Origin of the sequence: Brachybacterium sp. NPDC056505, assembly GCF_042794925.1 — a bacterium.
Classification (GTDB): Bacteria; Actinomycetota; Actinomycetes; order Actinomycetales; family Dermabacteraceae; genus Brachybacterium; species Brachybacterium kimchii.
Window position 1 is genome coordinate 36,966 of sequence record NZ_JBHTSV010000016.1, and the last position, 20,099, is coordinate 57,064.

The following is a 20,099-nucleotide window of genomic DNA, read 5'->3' on the forward strand; positions in this document are numbered from 1 at the left end:
AAGGGCAGAAACCTCCGCGTGCCGCCCTCCGCGCGTGCTTCCCTGGGCGGCATGACCACGCACCCCACGACACCGGGAGGCGCCGGCGCCCGGCCCGCGCAGCCCGCACAGTCCACGCTGAAGACCCTGCTCGGCACGGGGATCGGGAACGCCCTCGAGTGGTACGACTGGAACATCTACGCGAGCTTCGCGGTGTACTTCTCCGCGCAGGCGTTCAACGGGGACAACAAGGCCTCGGACTTCCTGGCGACCATGGCGATCTTCGCCGTCGGCTTCGTCGCACGGCCCTTCGGCGGCGTCGTCTTCGGCTGGATCGGCGACCGCATCGGCCGCAAGCACGGCCTGACGATCGCCGTGCTGTGCGCCTCGGCAGGCTCCCTGCTCATCGCGCTGCTGCCCACCTTCAGCCAGATCGGCGTCGCCTCCTCCGCCCTGCTGCTCGTGGCGCGTCTCGTCCAGGGCCTCGCCCATGGCGGCGAGCTGCCCAGCGCCCAGACCTACCTCGCCGAGCACGCGCCGCGGAACCGGCGGGGCTTCTGGGCCAGCTCGATCTACGTCACGGGCACGCTGGGGCTGCTCGCGGGGCTCGTCGTCGGCCTGGTCCTCTCCGGCGCGCTCACGGAGGCGCAGATGAGCGCCTGGGGCTGGAGGATCCCGTTCGCGGGCGGAGCCGTCCTGGGGCTCGTCGCCCTCTGGATCCGCAGCTCCATGGACGAGTCCGAGGTGTTCGAGGAGAGCAAGGCCCAGCAGGAGGCCAGCGGCTCGAGGGCCAACGTCTGGCTCGCGCTCGCGCGCAACTGGCGCACCGGGCTCATCGTCATCGGCATGACCGCGGGCCTCACGGTCTGCTACTACGTGTGGTCGGTCTCGATGGCCTCGCTCGCCCAGCAGAACCTCGGCTACTCCGACTCCGAGGCGTTCGAGGCCTCGATGATCGGCAACATCGTGCTCATCATCGCCCTGCCTCTGTGGGGCATCGCCTCGGACCGCGTGGGCCGCAAGACCTGCGCGGTGATCGCCCTGCTGGGCTCCGCGATCGCCTACATCCCGCTGGTGCTGCTGATCCAGGGCGAGTTCTGGCAGCTGGTCCTCGCGATCTGCGTGCAGCTCGCGCTCCTGGCCGGCTTCCTGTCCCACGCCCCCGCGATGTACGCGGAGATGTTCTCGACCGCCGAGCGCACGAGCGGCTTCGGCATCCCCTACGCGATCGCGATCGCCGTGTTCGGCGGCACCGCGCCGTACGTGAACACCTTCGTCTCGACCCACGCGGGCTCGGGCACCGGAGGCCAGATCGCCTTCGGGATCTACGCGATCGCGCTGCTCGTGATCTCCACGCTCACCATCGTCCTGTGCCTGCCCGAGACCAGGGGCAAGGACCTGCGCGAGGTCGGCTCCGCCTCCGTCGAGGGCGCCTCGGGCGTGTCGACGGCGACCCGGTGACGACGCTGGGCCCGCGCGGCGCGGTCGCGCCGTGAGGCCCCTCAGGGCCCCGGGCGCTGATGCGGCGGGCCGACGGGGATCGTGCCCCGTCGGCCCGTCGTGATCAGACGACGATGTTCACGAGCTTCGGCGCGCGCACGATGATCTTGCGGATCTCGGCGTCCCCGATCAGCTCCTGCACCCGCGCCTCGGCGAGGACGGCCTCCTGCAGGGCGTCCTCGCCGATCTCGGGATCGACCTCGAGGCGGTGGCGGACCTTGCCCTTGATCTGGACCACGCAGGTGACGGCATCGGCCTTCACCAGCTCCGGATCGGCCTCGGGGAAGCGCTCGCGCGTCACCGTGCCCCCATGGCCCAGCCGCGTCCACAGCTCCTCCGCCAGGTGCGGGGCGAAGGGCGCGAGCATGATCACCAGGGGCTCGACGGCCTCGCGCGGGGAGGCCCCCGACTTCGTGAGCTGATTGACCAGCTCGATGAGCTTCGCGATGGCCGTGTTGAACCCGAAGGTCTCCATGTCGCGGGAGACGCCGTCGATCGTGCGGTGCACCGCCTGCTTCGTGGGCAGGTCGGCCGGGTCCTCGCTCACGCGCAGCTCGCCGCTGTCCTCGTCCACGATCAGTCGCCACAGCCGCTGCAGGAACCGCTGCGAGCCGACGACGGCCCGGGTCTCCCACGGGCGGGAGTCCTCGAGCGGGCCCATCGACATCTCGTACACGCGGAAGGTGTCCGCCCCGTACTCGTCGTACATGTCGTCCGGGGTGACGGCGTTCTTCAGGCTCTTGCCCATCTTGCCGTACTCCTGGGTGACCTTCTCCCCCTGGTGGGTGAAGGTCCCGTCGGACTCCTCGACGACCTCGTCGGCCGGGACGTACATGCCGCGCGCATCGGTGTACGCGAAGGCCTGGATGTACCCCTGGTTGATGAGGCGGTGGAAGGGCTCCTGGCTCGAGACGACGCCGCGGTCGAACAGCACCTTGTGCCAGAACCGCGCGTACAGCAGGTGCAGCACGGCGTGCTCGACGCCGCCGACGTACAGGTCGACGCCGCCCACGTCGCCCTCGCGGCGCGGGCCCATCCAGTAGCGCTCGTTGTCCGGCTCGACCGCGTGGGCGCCGTCCGAGGGGTCGATGTAGCGCAGCTGGTACCAGGACGAGCCCGCCCACTGCGGCATCGTGTTCGTCTCGCGCAGGTACTCCTTGGGGCCCTCGCCCAGGTCCAGCGTCACGTGCGTCCACTCGGTCGCGCGCGAGAGGGGGGTCTGCGGCTCGGTCTCGGCGTCCATCGGGTCGAAGGTCTTCGGGGAGAAGTCCGTGACCTCCGGCAGCTCGACGGGCAGCATGCTCTCGGGCAGCGCGATCGGCGTCTCCGGATCGGCGGGGTCGTAGACGATCGGGAAGGGCTCGCCCCAGTAGCGCTGACGGGAGAACAGCCAGTCCCGCAGACGGTAGGTGGTGCGGGCGCGCCCGAAGCCCTTCGCGGTCGCGTACTCGGTGGCCAGGCGCTTGGCCTCGTCCTTGTCCAGGCCGTCCAGGTCCAGCTCGTCGTTCCGCGAGTTGATCTTCGCGCCCTCGCCGGTCCAGGCGCCGCCCTCGAAGTCGGCGGGCGGCTGGACGGTGCGGATGATCGGCAGCTCGAAGCGGTCGGCGAAGGCGAAGTCGCGCTCGTCCTCCGCGGGCACGGCCATGATCGCGCCGGTGCCGTAGCCGGTGAGCACGTAGTCCGCGGTGAACACGGGCAGGCGGCGGCCGTCCATGGGGTTCACGGCGAACAGGCCGGTGAACACGCCGGTCTTCTCCCGGTCCTCGGCGGTGCGGTCCTCCTCGCCCGCCGCGGCGGCGCGCTGCTGGTAGGCGCGCACGGCCTCGCGCGGGCTCGCGGCGCCGCCCGTCCACGCGTCCTTCGCGCCCTCGGGCCATGCCTCCGGCAGGGAGTCGACGTCGCTCAGCAGGGCGTGCTCGGGGGCCAGCACGCAGAAGGTGGCGCCGAACAGCGTGTCGGCCCGGGTCGTGAAGACCTCGAAGCCCGCGCCGTCCCCGTCGCGGCCCTCGATGCCGAAGGCGACCTGGGCGCCGTGGGAGCGGCCGATCCAGTTGCGCTGCATCGAGCGCACGGCCTCGGGCCACTGGACGCGGTCCAGGTCCTCGAGCAGGCGGTCGGCGAAGGTCGTGATGCGCATGTTCCACTGGCGCAGGGTCCGCGTGAAGACCGGGAAGTTGCCGCGCTCGGAGCGGCCCTCGGAGGTGACCTCCTCGTTCGCCAGCACCGTGCCCAGTCCCGGGCACCAGTTCACGGGCGTCTCGGAGATGAAGGCCAGGCGGAAGGATTCCGCGAGGTCGCGGATCTCCTTCTCGGAGGCCTCCGTCAGGTCCTCGGCGCTGCGCCCCGCCCAGTCCTCGGGCAGGGCGATGCCCTGGCGCTCCGCCAGCGCGAAGGGGTCGACGGCGCCCGCGCGCAGCTCCTCGACCAGCTCGGCGATCGGGCGGGCGCGCCCGCGCACACCGTCCGCGTTCGCGGCCGACGGGTCGTACCAGGAGTCGAAGACCTGCAGGAAGATCCACTGCGTCCACTTCACGAACTCCGGGTCCGTGGTCGCGAAGGAGCGGCGCGGATCGTGGCTCAGGCCCAGGCGGTGCAGCTGGCGGCGCATGTTGGCGATGTTCGCCTCGGTGGTGGTGCGCGGGTGCGTGCCGGTCTGCACGGCGTACTGCTCGGCGGGCAGGCCGAAGGCGTCGTAGCCCATCGTGTACAGCACGTTCCTGCCCAGCGTGCGCTGGTACCTGGCGATCACGTCGGTCGCGATGTAGCCCAGCGGATGGCCCACGTGCAGCCCCACCCCGGAGGGGTAGGGGAACATGTCCATGATGTACATCTTCTCGGGCAGGTCCGCGGGGGCGGTGCCGTCCGCGAGCGGCCCCACCGGGTTCACGGCGTCGTAGGTGCCGTCCTCGTCCCAGCGCTCCTGCCAGCGCTCCTCGATGCTCCGGGCCATCTCGGCCGTGTAGCGGAAGGGTGCCTCGCTCATGGATGTCTGTCCTTCTCGGTGGTGGTCCTGGGGCCCGTGCCCGCTCCGGCACAAAAAAACCCCCGCACAGGCGAGGGGAGCCGCGTCGGTGTCCGGTCCCCGGGGCCGACGGCTGGGGCGGACGCATGTCCGGCGCGGCTACGGAAGCAGGAGCGAACGAGCCACGGAGCGATCCTATCGCGACCCGTCGTCGGGGTCACGGAGGACCCGCTCACGCGCTCATCACGCCGGAGACGATCAGCAGGGTGATCACGGTGCCGACCGTCGTCAGCAGCACCGTGTCCCGGGCGAGGTTCTCGGCGGCCCTGTACTGGGAGGCGGCGACGAACACGTTCTGCGCCGTCGGCAGCGCGGCCATCACCACGACCGCGAAGAGATCGTGCCCGCCGAGTCCGAGCAGCAGACCCAGGCCGAGCGCGATCACCGGCATCACGGCGAGCTTGAAGACGGTGGCGATCGCGATCAGCCCGCGGTACCCGTCGTCCTTGGCGAGCGGCGCCGACCCCATCAGCGAGATCCCGTAGGCCAGCAGCATGGCGGGGATCGCCATGTCCGCGATCGAGCCGAAGGGCTGCAGGATCACCTCCGGCAGCTTCACCCCGCACACGACGAGCACGATCCCGACCGCGGCGGCCACGATCGTCGGGTTCGAGGCGATGTTGCGCAGCACGCCCGCGGGGGAGGGACGCATCTTCGTGGTCACGGCGTGCAGCACGAACAGGTACAGCGGCGTGTAGATCGCCTGCTGGAAGAGGATCACGGGCAGCGCGTGCGAGGTGTCGCCCAGGACGTACGCGGCGATCGGGAAGCCCATGTTCGCGCCGTTGACCACGGAGCCGCTGATCGCGGTGACCACGAGCTCGGCTCCGCGGCGCTTCGTGAGCACACGGATGATCAGCAGGAGCAGCCCGCCCGAGACGAGACCCGAGACCCCGGCGATGAGCATCGGCGTGGACAGCACCTGCCCCAGGTCCGATTCGAGCAGGGAGGTGAGCACGAGGCACGGGGAGGCCAGGAAGAACGTGGTGCGGTTCAGGACGAAGCGCCCCTGCTCGCCGAGGACGCCCGTGCGCCCGACGATCCAGCCGATCGCGATCAGGCACCAGACGATGAAGAACCCGGAGAGGACCCCTGTCACGGCTCAGCGCACCCGTGCGCGGCTCAGCGGCCGGTGCGCTGGTCGGGCATGCCGGGCACGGGCTCCGCGGGGTCGTCGCCCACCTTCACCACGCGGTTCGCGCCGTCCACGTGCACCACGCGTGGGTGGTGCTGTGCGGCCTCCTGCGCGTCGAACAGGCCGTAGGCGATGATGATCACGAGGTCGCCGGGTACCACCAGATGCGCGGCGGCCCCGTTGATGCCGATGACGCCGCTGTCGCGCTCGCCCGTGATCGCGTAGGTCTCCAGCCGGGCGCCGTTGGTGACGTCCACGATGGAGACCTGCTCGTTCTCGAGGATCCCGGCGGCGTCCATGAGCGCCGCGTCGATCGTCACCGAGCCGACGTAGTGCAGGTCGGCCTGGGTCACGGTCGCGCGGTGGATCTTCGAGGTCATGAGTGTGCGCATCATCGCCGCCATTCTCCCACGGGCCGACGGGCCCGGCGAGGCGCGACCACCTCGTGAGGCGACCTGTGACGAGCGCCCCGTCGGCCGTCGGCCCCCGGACCCCGTCCGACCGATGAGGGCGACGCCGTCCGGCCGACGGGAGGCATTGCGCACCCGCATGCCCCGCACGGCCTCGCGCGAGCGCGCGGTGCGCGATGATGGAGGAGCGCTCCGCCCGATCGACGACCCGATCGCAGGCCCGATGCACGGCCGGATCGGGACACCGATCGGCCCCGAGGGGCGCCCCGACCCAGGAGGACCCCCGATGCCCAAGGCACGCCGCCGCAGCGCCCACAGCTCGTCCCGCTTCGACGACATGGCGCTCAGCGAGGAGCTGCTCGCCGTGCTCGCCGAGCAGGGCCTGACCCGCGCCTTCGAGATCCAGGAGGCGATCCTGCCCGACGCCCTCGCGGGCCGCGACGTGATGGCCCGCGCCGAGACCGGCTCCGGCAAGACCCTCGCCTTCGCGCTCTCGATGTGCGCACGGTTCCGGGGGCGCAAGGTGCACCGCCGTCGACCGCTCGGCCTCGTGCTGGTCCCCACCCGTGAGCTCGCCGTGCAGGTCGTGGACACCTTCCATCCCTTCGCGCGGGCCGTGGGCATCCGTGCGCAGCTGGTCGCCGGCGGGATGAACATCGAGAAGCAGGCGGAGGCCCTGCGCCGGGGCGCGGAGATCGTCGTCGCCACGCCCGGTCGTCTCCTCGACCTCGCCGCTCGCGACGCCCTCTTCCTCGACCGCATCGAGACGACCGTCGTGGACGAGGCCGATCACATGGCCGACCTCGGCTTCCTCGACCAGGTCGGGGAGATCCTCGCGGCGACCCCCATGGGCACCCAGAAGATGCTGTTCTCCGCGACGCTCGACGGGCAGGTCGAGACCCTCGTCGACAGCTTCCTGGTCGATCCCGTCGAGCACGAGACCACTCCGGTGGCCGCCGCGGTGAAGACCATGTCCCACCACGTGCTCGCGGTCGCCCCCAAGGCCAAGCGCCAGGTCATCGCGCAGCTCGCCGCGCGCCGCGGGCGCACCCTCGTGTTCACGCGCACCCAGCTGGGCGCCGAGCGCATCGCGGCGGAGCTCGTGGAGGTCGGCGTGCAGGCGGCGGCGCTGCACGGCAACAAGCAGCAGGGTCTGCGCACCAACGTCCTCGCCGGCTTCCGCGAGGGCGACTTCCCGGTGCTGGTGGCGACCGACGTCGCGGCCCGCGGGCTGCACATCGACGACGTGAGCATGGTCGTGCACGCCGATCCCGCCACCGACTCCAAGGAGTACGTGCACCGCTCCGGCCGCACGGCGCGAGCGGGCGCCGCCGGCAGCGTGGTCACCCTCGCCCTGCCGCACCAGACCCGGGGCACCCGCGCCGTGCTCGAGGCGGCCGAGGTCGAGCCCACGTGGGAGGAGGCCCGCAGCGCGGACGCCCAGGCGCTCATCGACCTGGGCGGTCGCACGCCCTCGGGCGAGCCCGCCGCGGACCCGGCGAAGATCAAGCACAAGGGCGCCCCGCGCAAGCTCCGCCTCTCCGGCGGCGTGGCGAACGGCGGTGAGGGCGCGAACGCGGCCCGCGCCGAGGAGCGCCGCACGAACGAGGAGCTCCGCGCCGCCTGGGACGAGGAGGCCGCTGCCGAGGGCGGCCCCTCGGCCGGTCACGGCGCTCGGCGAGGAGCAGGCGGGTCCGGCGGGCGCGGCTCGGGTGGACGCGGTGCCGGCGGCCGCGCCGGCGCAGGGCGCTCCACCGGCCAGCGCACCGGAGGCCGCACGAGCGGCCGCACCGGCCAGGGGCGCACGGGCGGCGCACGCTCGGGCGGCAGGCAGGGCGGCGCCCGCACCGGCGGCGACGCTCCCTCCGGGCGGTCCGGCGGCGGATCCCAGGGCGGGCACGACGGTTCGCACACCGGGCGCGGCGGCCAGGGCGGACGCGGTGGCCAGGGTGGTCGCGGCGGCTCGCAGGGACGCGGCGGCCCTCAGGGCGGTCGCGGCGGTCGCCGTGGCGGCGGGGGAGCGGGCCCGCGCAGGGGCGGACGATGAGCATCAGCCTGTTCGACCTGTTCAGCATCGGGATCGGGCCGTCGAGCTCCCACACCGTGGGCCCCATGCGGGCCGCGACCCTCTTCGCGCGCGAGGTGCTCGAGGACCGTGAGACCGGGCCGCGCGTCGCGGACGTCGGCGTGCATCTGTACGGCTCGCTCGCCGCGACCGGCCAGGGCCACGGGACGCTCGACGCGATCGTGATGGGCCTGGAGGGTGCCGACCCGGAGACCGTCGACCCCGTCGTTGGTCGCGAGCGCGTCGCGCAGATCGAGGCCGGGGGAGGGCTGCTGCTGGACGGCCGCCTCCCCGTGGCCCTCCGGCCCTCCGGGATTGTGCTGCACCCCCTGACCTTCCTGCCCCAGCACTCCAACGGCATGACCTTCGAGGCCTGCGACGCCTCCGGCGAGGTGATCGCGAGCCGGCCCATGTTCTCCGTGGGCGGCGGCTTCGTCGTCGACGCCGCGGACATGGACCAGTCGATCGCCGAGGTTGCCTCCGAGGAGGCGGGGCAGGCCATCTTCACCACCGGTGCCGAGCTGATGCGCGTGTGCGAGGAGCGCGGGATCTCCGTGTCGGCCGCGATGATGCGGCGCGAGCTGCAGTGGCGCAGCGAGGACGAGATCCGCGAGGGCGCCCTGCGTATCTGGGGCGCCATGAGCGACTGCATCGAGCGCGGTGTGCGCACCCCCGGTGTGCTCCCCGGCGGTCTGGACGTCCGGCGCCGCGCGGCCTCCTGGCACGACTCCCTCAGCGCCGAGGACCCCGGCCACGGCGCTGAATCCGCCCTGGAGTGGGTCTCGCTCGCGGCGCTCGCCGTGAACGAGGAGAACGCCGCCGGCGGGCGCGTCGTGACCGCGCCGACCAACGGCGCGGCGGGGATCATCCCGGCCGTCCTCTACTACGCGACCCACTATCTGCGAGACGCCGACCCCGACGACGTCGCCGTGCGGTTCCTGCTCACCGCCGGGGCCATCGGGTCCCTCTACAAGGAGCACGCCTCGATCTCCGGCGCCGAGGTGGGCTGCCAGGGCGAGGTCGGATCCGCCTGCTCCATGGCCGCCGCGGGGCTCGCTGAGGTGATGGGGGCCAAGCCCCGCCAGGTCGAGAACGCCGCCGAAATCGCGATGGAGCACAACCTGGGTCTGACCTGCGATCCCGTGGGAGGGCTCGTGCAGGTGCCGTGCATCGAGCGCAATGCGATGGCGGCCGTGAAGGCGATCACCGCCGCCCGCTTCGCGCTGCGGGGCACCGGCGAGCACTTCGTCTCCCTCGACACCGTCATCGAGACCATGCGCCAGACCGGCAAGGACATGTCCGAGCGCTACAAGGAGACCGCCATGGGCGGGCTCGCCGTCACGGCGGTGCCCGTGTCCCTGCCCGAGTGCTGACGGGGCATCGCACGGGCGCCGGCGCCCCGCTGCCCGACGCCCTCGCCGTCAGACGCCCTCGCCGTCCGACGCCGCCGCGCCTCGACACCCCCACATCACATCCGCCCGCGCAGCGCGTGCGCGTGAGCCGCATCGCATCATGACCCTCTCGTGACGCCGCCACGGTGTCCGATTCCTCCGAATTCGCCTGCGTGGGTAGGGTGAGGCGGAGTCGGGCGCCCCGTGCGGGAGCGCCCCGATCACGAGGGGGAGTCGATGGGATCCAGCGCGGGCGGGGCCGAGCGGAGCGGGGTGGAGAGCCCCGCGCCGGGGCCGTCGTCGCCCGCTCGCTCGAGCCCGGTGCTGCGCACCCCCGCGACTCCGCCGTCGGCCCTCACCCCGGATCCTCCCGGGGCGCTGCCCGGGGACACCTTCGGAGCGCGCCTGGATGCGGCGCTCAGCGCGCGCGGCCTCGCGCTCGAGCGCGTGTGCGAGCGCCTGCGCGGAGCGGGAATCGCCCTCTCGCCCTCCACGCTCTCGCTGTGGCGCCATGGCCGCAGCCGCCCGCGTCGCAACGAGGCCATGCGCGCCGTGGCCGAGCTCGAGAAGGTGCTGCGCACTCCGCGCGGGTATCTCCTCGACACCCTCGTGCGCAGTCTCCCCGCCCACCATTGGAGCGCCCGGACGGAGACGGAGGATCCGGTCCAGCGGGTGCGAGCGGAGATGGGTCTCGACGAGGGGGACACCGTGCAGCGGCTGCTCGTCCATCACCGCGTGGACATCGATCCGCAGCATCGGCCGATCGGTGTGCGGATCCGCCGCGTCCTGCGCTCGACCCGCGAGACCGTCTCCCGCCTCGGGGTCGCCTCCCACGGGGCCGAGGGCGTGCCCCTCCAGCTGGTGCCCGGCCACGGCAGCCGTGTGGGGCGCCAGCGCTCGTGGCCCGAGCGCGGGCTGCTGTTCACCGAGCTCCTGCTCGACGAGCCGATCGTCCCGGGCAGGATCGGCGCTCTGGACTACACGGTCCGGCCCCTCGAACGACCGTCCCCCTCGGTCGACCTCGAGGGCGGTTACGTCGTGCACACCGAGTTCCCCGTCTCGACGATCGTGCTCGAGTGCCGTTTCCCCGTCGGCGCGGTCCCCGCCTCGGCGACGTCGATCGTGCGCTCGCGCGAGGCCACGGCGCGCTCGAGCGCCGAGCATGCCGTCGACGTGGGCAGGGACGGCATCGCGGCCGTGGTCGCCCATGGCATCGACGAGGGGTCCGTGCGACTGGGTTGGGCCTGGGGCGCGGCATGACCGCCACGGTGCCCGGGCGCCGCGGTCTGGGCGCGGGCGGCGACTTCGCGATGCGGCTGAGGGAGACCATGATCTCGCGCGGCATCGGCTTCGCCGAGCTCGCCGGCATGCTCGCGCGCACGGGTGCACCGACGTCGCCCGCGACCCTCTCCTACTGGGCGAGCGGGCGCTCGCGTCCCCGTCGCCGCTCGTCCCTGGGCGTGGTGCAGGCTCTCGAGCAGTGCCTCGACCTCGAGGACGGCGAGCTCGTGGATCTCGTGGACATCGACGCCGAGACCTGGCGCTATCGCAGCGCGGCCGAGGCGGCCCGCCTGCTCCCGCGCGCGAAGGAGGCGGAGGACGCCCGTCGAGCGTGGGGTCTGCGCTGGGACGACGGGCTGCGTCGCGAGTACGTGCGCACGGCTCTGGATCTCGATGCTCCCGACGGCGAGGCGATCCTGCACTACGACGTCGTCCTCACGGCGCAGCGCGGCGGGGCGGACCGACTCCTCGCGGTGCTCGAGGCGCCGCTGGACTCGCTGGCCTCGGAGGAGGCGCGGGTGCTCGGCGCCGACCTGGGGAGGCGCGCGGCCCTCCCCGGCGGCGCGACCCTCGTGGAGGTCGTGCTGCCCCGGCCTCTCGGGGAGGGCGAGGCGGCGGTGCTCGAGCTGGCCCTGCCTCTCCCCGGGGCGATGGAGCGCGGGCGGTTCGTCAGCTGGCACATGCGGCCCGCGGATCTCGCCGTCACCGAGGTGCACCTGCCCTGGCGCGAGGGGCGGGGGGAGCGGGGTGTGCAGGGTGGACGCCCGTGGTCCGTGCGGCGGACCGTCGCGACCGTGGGACGCGCCGGACGGCGCGTGGACGAGGTGCACGCGGGCCCCCTTCCGCACGGCGCGCTGCTGCAGAGCGTGATGGCCGAGGTGGTCGCCGCGACCTGCGTGCTCGAGTGGGAGTGAGGGCGCGCGGTGCGGCGCCCGGAAGCCTCTGGTGGACAGCATGCAAGGGTGCTAGCATTCTTGCATGACCGGAAGCTCTTCCCCGACCGACGGCACCGCCGGCGGCGATCGCAAGGTGCAGTTCAACGTCTACCTGCCCAAGGACCTCGTGGTCGCCGTGAAGCATCGCGCGATCGACGAGTCGTCCTCCCTCAGCGCGCTCGTCGACTCGGCGCTGCGCGCACACCTCGGAAGGAGCGTCGAAGATGACGCCCAGGACCACTCCTGACCCTGCCGCGCTCGCCGCCGAGGCCGGCGCGGCCCCCGCCTCGACGCCCGTCGGCGCACCCGATCTCACCGTCTTCCCGCTGCGCTTCACGGCCGATCCGCGCGCGATGATCGCGTTCCTCGTGGAGCTCGGCATGGCCCGCCGCATCACCGCCGGCGACGACGGCTTCGGCGAGTTGCGCGCAGGAGCGGGCGCCGTCATGGTGCACGCCGCCTCCACCAGCGCCACGGGCGCCCGGCCGGGCACCACGGACCTGTGCATGGCGGCGCCGTCGGCCGACGGAGCCGCAGAGGCCCTCGAGCGCGCGGGCATCGAGGTCACCGTGTGGGACGAGAGCTACGGCCGGCAGGGCATGATCACCGGGCCCGACGGCGAGGGCGTCTCGCTGAACGAGGACCAGGAGGACCTCTACGGCTACGAGGGGCACGACGCCTCCCCGGACCCGCGCCTGCGCGTGTGCGCGGTGCTCTCGAGCGAGGACTTCGGGCGCGACGCGCGCTGGCTCGTCCGGCTCGGCTTCGCTCCCGGAGCGGCCGACGGAGCCGACGGAGCCGAGGAGGACGACGGGACCGGTGGGCGGGCCGACGAGGAGATCGCCGCCGCCGAGCGCCACGGGTGGCTCGAGCTGCACGGCCCCGGGAGCGCGGGGATCATCGGTCTCCACGCCCCGATGGCAGGTCGCGAGCGCACGCGTCGCGCCTCCCCGGAGATGCCCGACCTCCCGCCCACGCTCCAGGTGCGCCTGGGCTTCGAGACCTCGGAGGACCTCGGGGCGCTCGGGGAGAGGGTCCGCGCCGCCGGGTACGACGCGCGCCTCGTCGAGGGCGCCGTGCGCGCGCTGCACGTGCTCGACCCCGACGGCATCGAGGTCGAGATCCATCCCCTGCCCTGAACGGTCCGGCGCCCCCGCGCGGCGGGCGCCGGCCGCGGTGCCCGATCGCGTGGGCGCATTCCCGTGACGTGGGTCTCCTGCGATACGGTGAGGCGGAAGACCGAACGCCCCGCGGTCAGCGCCGCGGGACCCCGTACGCAGGAGCGATGATGTCCGACGACGCCACTTCGACCGGCACCCACCCCGCGGAGAACCGCACCTTCCCCCCGAGCTCGGCGTTCGTCCAGAACGCGAATGCCCGTCCGTCCCTCTATTCGGAGGCCGCGCGCGACCGTCTGGGCTTCTGGAAGTCCCGCGCCGCGTCGCTGAGCTGGCACAAGACCCCCACCGAGACCCTCGACTGGTCGGACCCGCCGTTCGCGAAGTGGTTCGCCGACGGCGAGCTCAACGCTGCGTACAACTGCGTGGACCGCCACGTGGAGTCCGGTCACGGCGACCAGGTCGCCCTGCTCGCCGAGTACGAGGACGGCTCCGATGCCGCCTTCACGTACGCCCAGGTGAAGGACGAGATCAGCCGGATGGCGAACGTCCTCGAGGGCTTCGGCGTCACCACCGGCGACCGGGTCGCGATCTACCTGCCGATGATCCCCGAGGCCGTCTTCGCGATGCTCGCCTGCGCCCGCATCGGCGCCCCGCACTCCGTGGTCTTCGGCGGCTTCAGCGCCGACGCGCTGCGCTCCCGCATCGAGGACGCCGAGGCGAAGGTCGTCATCACGGCCGACGGCCAGTTCCGCCGGGGCAAGGCCCTGCCGCTCAAGGACGCCGTGGACGCCGCGCTCTCCGGCGGCGCCGAGTCCGTGACGAACGTGCTCGTGGTGCGGCGCACCGGGGGCGACGTCGCATGGACCGAGGGACGCGACGTCTGGTGGCACGAGGCGCGCGAGAACGCCTCCTCCGACCATGAGCCGGTCTGGGTGGAGGCCGAGCACCCGCTGTTCATCCTCTACACCTCGGGCACCACGGGGAAGCCCAAGGGGATCGTCCACACCACCGGCGGCTACCTCACGCAGGCGAGCTACACCCACCGCGACGTCTTCGACCTCAAGCCCGACACCGACGTGTACTGGTGCACGGCGGACGTCGGCTGGGTCACCGGCCACACCTACATCGTGTACGGACCCATGGCGAACCGCGCCACCCAGGTGATCTACGAGGGCACCCCGGACACTCCCCACCAGGGCCGCTGGTGGGAGATCGTCCAGAAGTACGGGGTCAGCATCTTCTACTCCTCGCCGACCGCCATCCGCACCGCCATGAAGTGGGGCGACGACATCCCGGCGAAGTTCGACCTCTCCTCCCTGCGCCTTCTGGGCAGCGTCGGAGAGTCCATCAACCCCGAGGCCTGGCTGTGGTATCGACGCGTGATCGGCGGGGACCGCTGCCCGATCGTCGACACCTGGTGGCAGACCGAGACCGGCGCGATCATGATCTCCCCGCTGCCCGGCATCACCGACGCCAAGCCCGGCTCCGCGCAGGTGCCGCTGCCCGGAATCAGCGCCGAGGTGGTGGGCGACGACGGCGATCCCATCGAGAACGAGAAGACGGGGTACCTCGTGCTCACCGAGCCGTGGCCCTCGATGCTCCGCACCATCTGGGGCGACCCGGAGCGCTTCAAGGAGACCTACTGGTCGCGCTTCCCCGGGAAGTACTTCGCGGGCGACGGCGCGAAGCGCGACGAGGACGGCGACATCTGGCTGCTGGGCCGTGTGGACGACGTCATGAACGTCTCCGGCCACCGCCTGTCGACCACCGAGATCGAGTCCGCGCTGGTCTCGCACGACTGGGTGGCGGAGGCCGCCGTGGTCGGCGCGGACGACGAGACCACCGGTCAGGCCGTGGTCGCCTTCGTGATCCTGCGCGAGGGGACCCAGGGCGATGTGGAGGCCGCCGGCGGCGAGGAGGAGGCGGCGAAGATCCTCCGCGCCCACGTCGGCACGGAGATCGGCCCGATCGCCAAGCCTAAGAAGGTGCTGCTGGTGACCGAGCTGCCCAAGACCCGCTCCGGCAAGATCATGCGCCGCCTCCTGCGCGACGTCGCCGAGCACCGCACGATCGGCGACACCCAGACCCTCGCCGACTCCTCGGTCATGGACCTCATCCAGAAGGGCCTCGAGGACAAGAAGTGAGCGTCCGTCCCTGACGGCGCCGGCCCGTGGGCCGGCGCCGACGGGAGTCCCGCTCACGGCGCGGCGCCCCTCACCCCGGTGGTGAGGGGCGCCGCGGCGCGTCCGGCCGACGAGCCGCGGCGGGTCGGTCCCGAGCGGGGCCTCAGCGCCGCAAGACGCTCACCTCGCCGATGTCCGTGCGGACGCTCAGCGGCGCCCCCTCGCCCCGGATGCCGGCGTCGACGTCGGTCGAGCCCTCCTGGGCGCGGGCGTCCACGCTCCAGGTCTCGCAGCAGGGGAGGGAGACGGACACATCGCCCGTGGTCGTGCGGGCCGTGACCTCCCGGGCGCCGGCCTCGTCGAGCGCGAGGTCGATGTCGCCGACATCGGTGCGCGCCGCGACGGAGCCGTGCGCGGAGACGCCGTCGGCGTCGATGTCGCCCGTGATGGTCCGCAGGTCGAGCCCGGCCAGGGCGCCCTGGGCCGAGAGGTCCCCGACGTCGACCTTCACGCCGAGCGTGAGATCGGGTGCGGCGCTCGGCGGGACGAGCACGAGCAGGTCGCGCTGCTCGTCGTCGATCCAGCTCGAGGTCGTCTTCAGACGCGGACGCTGCACGTCCACGCGCAGCGTCCCGTCGTGCGTGCTGCGCACCCAGCGCGCCCTCACGGGAGCGGGATCCGCTGGCACGGTCTCCGTGCCCTGCTCGACGAGCGCGAGCGTGACCTGGTCGACCTCGTCGCTCACGCGCACGGTCACGTCGGAGACCGAGGACGTGACCTCGAGGGACGAGGGCGCGCCGGCGGCGAGCACGGCGGGCGCCTCGGGGAAGCGGGACTGCTCGACGCCCGCGGCGATGCTGCGCGCGGCGAGGCCCCCTGCGGTGAGCACGAGGCAGACGACGGCGAGGATCACGAGCACGCGTCGCATCGTGCGGTCGCGACCGGTCCCCTCGGACAGGGGGCGGGGCGGGAGCTGGGTGGTGGGCATCAGCGGTCCTCCGATTCCAGGTGGCGCAGCACGGCCATGACCCGACGGTTCTCACCGTCGACAGGCGGAAGGCCGAGCTTGGCGAACAGGGACGAGATGTGCTTCTCGACGCTCCCTGCCGAGACGTGCAGCCGCTCGGCGATGGCCGCGTTGGAGCGTCCCTCGGCCATCAGCTGCAGCACCTCGCTCTCGCGCGGGGAGAGATCCTCCCGGACCGAGCGGCGACGGGAGCGCACGAGGATCTGCTGGACCACCTCGGGGTCCAGGGCGGTTCCGCCGTCACCGACGGCGCGCACCACGCGCAGGAACTCCTCGACGTCGGCCACCCGGTCCTTGAGCACGTAGCCGAGCGCCCCGCCCGAGTCGGCGATGAGCTCGGAGGCGTAGCGCTCCTCGACGTACTGGGAGAGCACGAGCAGGGCGACGTCCGGGTTCTGCGCGCGGATCAGCACGGCGGCGCGGATGCCCTCGTCGGTGAAGGTCGGGGGCATGCGCACGTCCACGATCGCGAGGTCCACCTCGTGGCGGGAGACCGCGTCCAGCAGCCCGGTCGCGTCCTCGACGGAGGCGACGATCTCGTGGCCGGCGGCCGCGAGGAGGCGCTCGAGGCCCGCCCGCAGGAGCACCGAGTCCTCGGCGATGACGATCCGCAGGCTCTCGCGCGCGGGACGGGGGGATCGGGTCGTGCTCATCGGTGGGTCTCCTTCACGGAGTCGTCGAGGACGGGGACGGGGGCGGGAGCGTGGGCGCCGGCGGGCTCGCGCGCTGGTCCCGAGGGAGCGGGCGTCGGGATCGCGGCGTCGAGGACCGTGGGACCGCCCGCGGGGGAGGAGACCACGAGGTGCCCGCCCGTCGCGCGGACGCGGTCGGTGAGCCCCGCGAGGCCCGTCGAGACGCCGTCGCGGTGCACGCGTGCGCCGCCGCGGCCGTCGTCCTCGATGCGCACCCGCAGGGCCGCGGTCGCGGGCGGTCCGGGGTGCCGACGGGGGGACCCCGCCGCGTCGTCCGGACGCTCGGCCGGCCCCGCGGTCGTCACGTCCACGCGGACGTGCGAAGCGCCCGCATGCTTGGCGACGTTGGTGAGGGCCTCGGAGACCACGAAGTAGGCGACCGCCTCCTGCTCGCGGCCCAGGCGCTCGGGCACGGTGACCGTGAGGCGCACGGGAACGGGGGAGCGCGCCGCGAGTGCGGAGAGCGCGGGGTCCAGGCCGCGGTCGGTAAGGACCGCCGGGTGGATGCCGCGGGCGAGCTGACGCAGGTCCGTGATGACGGCCTTCGCCTCGCCGTGCGCCTCGTCGACGAGCTCGGCGGCGCCCGCGGGATCCTTCTCGATGCGCGAGCGCGCGAGGCCCAGGGTCATGGCCAGCGCGACCAGGCGCGGCTGGACGCCGTCGTGCAGGTCCCGCTCGATGCGCAGGCGCTCCTGCTCGGCGGCGTCGACCGCGCCCTGGCGGCGCACGGAGAGCTCCTGGACCTCCTGGCGGAGGCCGTCGTCGCTGCTGGGCAGCATCACCCGGGCGAGACCCCGCTCGGCGAGGACCCCGGCGGCGAGCGAGCCGATCGCGATCGCGAGGCACAGCACGGCGCCCAGGGCGAGTACGAGCGCGCCGGGACGCCAGGAGCCCAGCTGGGCATCGGGCGCGAGGATCGCGAGCTCGGCCCCGGTCCACGCGCCCCACACTCCGGCGTAGAACACGAGGCTCGGGAAGAAGCCCACGATCATCGTGAGGTGGTGGTGCAGCACCGAGCGCCAGAACTGCCAGGAGACGAGGTCGAGCCCCAGGTTCTGCAGCGCGGCGCCGAAGCCGGCCCCCTGTGCGACCCGCCGAGAGGGGACGACGGCGTCCAGGCCGTGCACCGCGCGGGCCCGTCGGCGCTCGAACGCGGCCGCCGCGCGCATCACCAGTACCCACGGCACCAGCAGCACGAGGCCCGTGAGGACCGCGGGCAGGGAGGCGATCCCGGTGACCAGGACGGTCAGGCTGATCCACAGCCAGGTGATCGAGAGCAGTCCCGAGACCAGCACGCTCGCCATCCCCACCAGGAAGCGGGGACGAGGTGCGTCGGGGCGCGGTGCGTCGGGCCGCGGTGCCGGCGCGGGACCGGCGGGCGTCGTGGTGGAGGTCATGGGATCACCGTAGGCGGGCGCGGTGCGGCGCACACCGGGGCCCACCGCCCAGACTCACGGGGGATAACCCCCGCTCGCGCGGCCGATCGGCCGCCGCCTCGCGGGCGCGCGGCGCTGTGAGACCTGTCCCGCCCGGGGGAGCCGCGCACCCCGCAGGGCTCCGGTGCGGTTCAATGAGTCCATGAGCGATGACCTCATCAGCGAAGGAGCGGACGACATGCAGGATGCCGGCAGCATCGACCCGAACTCGGACAGCGCCGAGGGAGCAGGCGCGACGGACCAGGTGATCGAGCAGGGCGACGCGGTGAGCGCGTCCATCGCCGCCGACCAGGGGCCCAGCCGCGGCACCCTCCGCGACGTCGCCGACAGCCTGGGCATCTCCAGCGCCGTCGCACTGCGAGCACTGCGGGACCAGGCCGACATCCGGCCTCGCCTGCGCCAGCGCGTCCACGAGGCCGCCGAGCGCCTGAACTTCCCGCTCGAGGAGCTCGCCGACGAGACCTCGCACCGCGGTGTGGTCGCGGTCCTCGTCAACACGATGCGCAACACCTGGATCTCCGATCTGGTGCGCGCGATCCGCATCGAGCTGACCGCGACCGGCCGCTCGGCGATCGTCGTCCCGACCCGTCGCCGGGTCCCGGAGTACCCGATCGCCGCGGACACCGACGCGATCCGCTCCCTCGTGGACCTCGGCGTCGACGGCTTCCTCATGGTCTCCGACCTCCACGACGTCGACAGCGTCATCGAGGCCACCGCGGACCGTCCCTTCGTGGGCATCGGCTGCTCGCGCTCCTTCGTCGGCCGCTTCGACACGGTCCGCATCGACGATGAGGTGGGCCAGGGCCTGCTCGTCGACCACCTCGTGAGCCTCGGTCACACCGAGATCGCGCACGTGGGCGGCGTCGGCTCGACCGTCGCCCGCGAGCGCGCCGACGCCTTCCAGCTCGCCATGGAGCGCCACGGACTCGCCGACCACGCCCGCATCGAGCCCGGCGACTTCACCGAGCAGGTGGGGCAGACCGCGGGATCGATGCTGCTGCGCGGCAGCCAGGTGCCCACGGCCGTGACCTGCGCGAACGACGTCACCGCGCTCGGCGTGCTCGCCGCTGCCCGCGACGCCGGCTACGAGGTGCCCACGCAGCTGGCCGTCGCCGGCTACGGCAACACCTCGCTCTCCTCCTCGGGCGTGACGCAGGTGACCAGCGTCGACCCGAACTCGGACCGCCTGGGTGCGCTCGCCGCCCAGCTGCTCGTGGACCGCGTCTCCGGCCATGAGCAGGAGGCGCGGGACGTGGCCGTCGCGCCGTCGCTCGTCGCCCGCCAGAGCACCGCGGCCGGACCGCGCGTCGAGTCCAAGCGCCGCACGCGCGTCCACGTCGACTGACCGACGCGGGCGGGCCCGCCCGCCGGGCCTCTCGGGTCCCTCGGGCGCTCCGCCCCACGGGCATCTGACCCGTCACGTCCCTCCGCCCGCTCGCGCACGGACCGCGTGTCCGGGCATCCCTCCTGCGATAGGCTCCGACCATGATCAACACCACGAACGACCCGACGACCCCGCCCACCCAGCGGTCGATCGGCGAACTCGTCGCCTCGATCCGTGACGAGGTGCTCGGTGTCGTGCACTCCGAGATCGACATCGCCAAGAAGGAGATCACGGGGATCGCCGTCAAGGCGGGCGTGGTCGCGGCGTGCGCGGCCGTGCTGCTGTTCCTCCTGCTCTCCGCCTGGGTGATGCTGCTGTTCGCCGCCGCCTGGGGCCTGCAGGCCGCCGGTCTGCCGGCCTGGGCGTCCTTCCTCATCGTGGCGGGCGTGTTCGTCGTCCTCGCCGTGATCGCCGGCCTCGTGGCCTTCCTCGTGGTGCGCAAGATCCGCGCCCCGGAGACCACCATCGAGACCGCCAAGGGCGCCGTCGACGCCGTGCAGGGCAAGCGCCGCGCGAACGCCGTCTCCTACGACGACACCTTCGACGAGCTCTACGGCAAGCAGGTCAGCGCCCGCGTCTCCGACTGACCCGCGTCCCG

General features: G+C 73.0%; 16 protein-coding genes. 10 read left to right on the plus strand and 6 right to left on the minus strand.

From position 1 onward, the window contains the following. The first annotated feature begins 51 nt into the window (after positions 1-51). Positions 52-1,440 (plus strand): MFS transporter, encoded by a 1,389-nt coding sequence (locus tag ACFQ53_RS10170; RefSeq protein WP_377859012.1) that lies wholly within the window; start codon positions 52-54, stop codon positions 1,438-1,440. 103 nt (positions 1,441-1,543) lie between these two features. On the opposite strand, the gene leuS is transcribed toward ACFQ53_RS10170, so the two are convergent. The 3 genes from leuS to panD all read right to left on the minus strand — a co-directional run bounded on the left by leuS (position 1,544) and on the right by panD (position 6,031). Continuing rightward, entirely contained in the window at positions 1,544-4,462 is a 2,919-nt protein-coding gene (gene leuS, locus ACFQ53_RS10175; protein WP_377859014.1) for a leucine--tRNA ligase, read from the minus strand. Between the two features lie 211 nt (positions 4,463-4,673). Further along, positions 4,674-5,600, minus strand: coding sequence for an AEC family transporter (locus ACFQ53_RS10180; protein ID WP_377859017.1), 927 nt, complete (start codon positions 5,598-5,600; stop codon positions 4,674-4,676). Positions 5,601-5,623: 23 nt separating this feature from the next. Beyond that, the gene (gene panD / locus ACFQ53_RS10185) at positions 5,624-6,031 is read right to left on the minus strand and encodes an aspartate 1-decarboxylase (protein WP_377859019.1); all 408 of its coding nucleotides are present in this window, start codon (positions 6,029-6,031) and stop codon (positions 5,624-5,626) included. 301 nt (positions 6,032-6,332) lie between these two features. Here panD and ACFQ53_RS10190 point away from each other — a divergent pair, with 301 nt between their 5' ends. The 7 genes from ACFQ53_RS10190 to acs all read left to right on the plus strand — a co-directional run bounded on the left by ACFQ53_RS10190 (position 6,333) and on the right by acs (position 14,983). After that, the gene (locus ACFQ53_RS10190) at positions 6,333-8,093 is read left to right on the plus strand and encodes a DEAD/DEAH box helicase (protein ID WP_377859022.1); all 1,761 of its coding nucleotides are present in this window, start codon (positions 6,333-6,335) and stop codon (positions 8,091-8,093) included. Beyond that, on the plus strand, positions 8,090-9,484 hold the full coding sequence (locus ACFQ53_RS10195; protein WP_377859025.1) for an L-serine ammonia-lyase: 1,395 nt from the start codon (positions 8,090-8,092) through the stop codon (positions 9,482-9,484). The genes ACFQ53_RS10190 and ACFQ53_RS10195 overlap by 4 nt, the downstream gene beginning before the upstream one ends. A 255-nt stretch (positions 9,485-9,739) precedes the next feature. Beyond that, complete coding sequence (locus ACFQ53_RS10200; RefSeq protein WP_377859028.1) at positions 9,740-10,762, plus strand: hypothetical protein; 1,023 nt, start codon at positions 9,740-9,742, stop codon at positions 10,760-10,762. Beyond that, positions 10,759-11,697: a hypothetical protein gene (locus ACFQ53_RS10205; RefSeq protein ID WP_377859031.1), complete on the plus strand. Its 939-nt coding sequence runs from the start codon at positions 10,759-10,761 to the stop codon at positions 11,695-11,697. Before ACFQ53_RS10200 ends, ACFQ53_RS10205 begins: the two co-directional genes overlap by 4 nt. Positions 11,698-11,761: 64 nt before the next feature. Continuing rightward, entirely contained in the window at positions 11,762-11,965 is a 204-nt protein-coding gene (locus ACFQ53_RS10210; protein ID WP_377859034.1) for a CopG family transcriptional regulator, read from the plus strand. After that, on the plus strand, positions 11,943-12,857 hold the full coding sequence (locus ACFQ53_RS10215) for a hypothetical protein (protein WP_377859037.1): 915 nt from the start codon (positions 11,943-11,945) through the stop codon (positions 12,855-12,857). The genes ACFQ53_RS10210 and ACFQ53_RS10215 overlap by 23 nt, the downstream gene beginning before the upstream one ends. Positions 12,858-13,006: 149 nt before the next feature. Next, entirely contained in the window at positions 13,007-14,983 is a 1,977-nt protein-coding gene (acs, locus tag ACFQ53_RS10220) for an acetate--CoA ligase (protein WP_377859040.1), read from the plus strand. Positions 14,984-15,125: 142 nt separating this feature from the next. On the opposite strand, the gene ACFQ53_RS10225 is transcribed toward acs, so the two are convergent. From ACFQ53_RS10225 to ACFQ53_RS10235, 3 genes are read right to left on the minus strand one after another with little or no spacing between them, the layout of a single operon-like run. Beyond that, positions 15,126-15,950 carry a DUF4097 family beta strand repeat-containing protein gene (locus ACFQ53_RS10225; RefSeq protein WP_377859043.1) on the minus strand — a complete coding sequence of 275 codons (825 nt, stop codon included), beginning with the start codon at positions 15,948-15,950 and terminating at the stop codon, positions 15,126-15,128. Next, the gene (locus ACFQ53_RS10230) at positions 15,950-16,603 is read right to left on the minus strand and encodes a response regulator (protein ID WP_377859070.1); all 654 of its coding nucleotides are present in this window, start codon (positions 16,601-16,603) and stop codon (positions 15,950-15,952) included. The genes ACFQ53_RS10225 and ACFQ53_RS10230 overlap by 1 nt, the downstream gene beginning before the upstream one ends. A 35-nt stretch (positions 16,604-16,638) precedes the next feature. Further along, a complete protein-coding gene (locus ACFQ53_RS10235; RefSeq protein ID WP_377859046.1) occupies positions 16,639-18,078 on the minus strand; it encodes a sensor histidine kinase in 1,440 nt (479 codons plus the stop codon). A gap of 181 nt (positions 18,079-18,259) precedes the next feature. On the opposite strand from ACFQ53_RS10235, the gene ACFQ53_RS10240 reads away from it, so the two are divergent. After that, complete coding sequence (locus ACFQ53_RS10240) at positions 18,260-19,462, plus strand: LacI family DNA-binding transcriptional regulator (protein WP_377859049.1); 1,203 nt, start codon at positions 18,260-18,262, stop codon at positions 19,460-19,462. Positions 19,463-19,602: 140 nt separating this feature from the next. Further along, positions 19,603-20,088, plus strand: coding sequence for a phage holin family protein (locus ACFQ53_RS10245; RefSeq protein ID WP_377859052.1), 486 nt, complete (start codon positions 19,603-19,605; stop codon positions 20,086-20,088). Positions 20,089-20,099 lie beyond the last annotated feature (11 nt).